The sequence below is a fragment of the Moorena sp. SIO3I6 genome (assembly GCF_010672095.1).
Genome location: NZ_JAAHHU010001194.1, coordinates 1 through 1,578 on the forward strand (window position 1 = coordinate 1; position 1,578 = coordinate 1,578).

Genomic DNA, 1,578 nt, shown 5'->3' on the forward strand with positions numbered 1-1,578 from the left:
TACTAGGAGTAGCTAACACTAGTTGAGAGACCTGAGCTGCTTGAGTCTTAAACTGGTTCGGATGGCAACCTGTAAGGGTCAATAGACAAGATAGCACCAGCGCAATGGCTAGAGGCAGGGGTCGTAAGACCTGTTGAAAAGGGAGGAGTGTGGGGAGAGGAGGAAGGGAAGAATTAGTTTTGGATAAGAGGATATCTTTAAATACATTTTTAATCATTGTCTTGATGCAGTCGCAAATGGTAACGGTATCGGTATTAAAATTTATATAGCAAAGGGAATAGGGAATAGGGAATAGGGAATAGGGAATAGGGAAATCCTAAATCAAAAGTTATCACAGATTTAGGATTTCTCTAGTAATTTCATGGCTATAACCATAACGTGATCATCAACAAACGGGATCAACAAACCGGATGCGCGAGTATCGATCTATTACGGTAAAGCACACCCGATATTCATAAAACAAATGCGAACGCATACATCAGGTTTGGATACTTAAAGCACAGATTTGCGATAGTATCCAAGGGAGTGTCATGGCCGAAACAGTAGAGTCAAGCAACCTAGACAATACCAAAAAATTGGGGTTTTGTGATGCCCCGATACCGAAAATAATCTATGTCAAAAACTCTGAAAATGGTAAGTACCTGTGGCACTTTTGGAATCACTCAGAAAACAAACCAGAAGCCATTTACCACCAAGCCATTCGATGTTTTGTGAGTGGGATTGAGATAGTGGCAAAAGAATTTCTTGAGAAAGAAGTGCTTAAACTCCGCATCCAAGTGCTAGCGGATAAACCGTATTCTATCCAGTCAGGGATTGATAGTATATTTTCTCGTTGCTTTTTGCTTAGTCTTGTTAAGTTATCCCCTGAGCAAGTAAAGGAACCGCTGACGATCGCTCTGAGGGGTAATGATACTTCAAAAGGTAATCCAGCTACCGTATTCTGTTCCCTCTATGATAGTAGAGACCGCTATATATCCTATGATTGGGATGCTTCTGTTAATATCTACTCGATTGCCAATGCCTGCCAGTCACTTTTAAGTGGTCAGCCAATTTCACCACCAGGACCAGAGTCAGAGCCACAAACAAAGCCACAGACCGGGGCACAACAATCGGAAGATTGGATCAAGTCCCACGAATCTTTTGAAATTCTAAAGCAGACGTCCAAAGAACTTCAACGGTTGCGGTGGTCAAAACAAGATGGAGTTAAATACCTACAACAGGTTTACGGGAAGATTTCCCGTCAGTTTCTGACACCTCAAGAATTGTTAGATTTCCTCAAGAGGCTACAAAGCTTTCCCACCCCTGACAATGAAAACATGGAAGAAACGGTTTTTTAGCAGAAAGATTTTAATTGGTATCCACAGCTACGATTCCGCAAAGCCGACGCGAGTCACGCGAACGCGCCCCGCGTGGCCTACGGCCTCAGCTTCCGCGCTTATGCGAACGCTTTCACTCACTGGGGGCGATTGACCTTGGCCAAAAGGCCACGCTACGCGAATGGTCACGCTCTAAGTACAGGACAAAAGTTTTAGAGAGTGCGAAAAGTCAGCTTGATTGTGGATAGAAGGATTTAAAACC

Annotated in this window: 3 protein-coding genes; 2 read left to right on the top strand and 1 reads right to left on the bottom strand. The window is 43.4% G+C overall.

The genetic code is table 11. From position 1 onward, the window contains the following. Positions 1-217 (bottom strand): hypothetical protein (locus F6K49_RS47595; protein ID WP_293109553.1); only part of this gene is annotated, 217 nt, incomplete at its 3' end. Positions 218-530: 313 nt separating this feature from the next. Between F6K49_RS47595 and F6K49_RS47600 the strand changes: the two genes are divergently transcribed. Together F6K49_RS47600 and F6K49_RS47605 are read left to right on the top strand one after the other, a co-directional pair. Next, positions 531-1,337 carry a hypothetical protein gene (locus F6K49_RS47600; RefSeq protein WP_293109555.1) on the top strand — a complete coding sequence of 269 codons (807 nt, stop codon included), beginning with the start codon at positions 531-533 and terminating at the stop codon, positions 1,335-1,337. A 72-nt stretch (positions 1,338-1,409) separates the two neighbouring features. Then, positions 1,410-1,532 carry a hypothetical protein gene (locus F6K49_RS47605; RefSeq protein WP_293109557.1) on the top strand — a complete coding sequence of 41 codons (123 nt, stop codon included), beginning with the start codon at positions 1,410-1,412 and terminating at the stop codon, positions 1,530-1,532. The last annotated feature ends 46 nt before the right edge of the window (positions 1,533-1,578 follow it).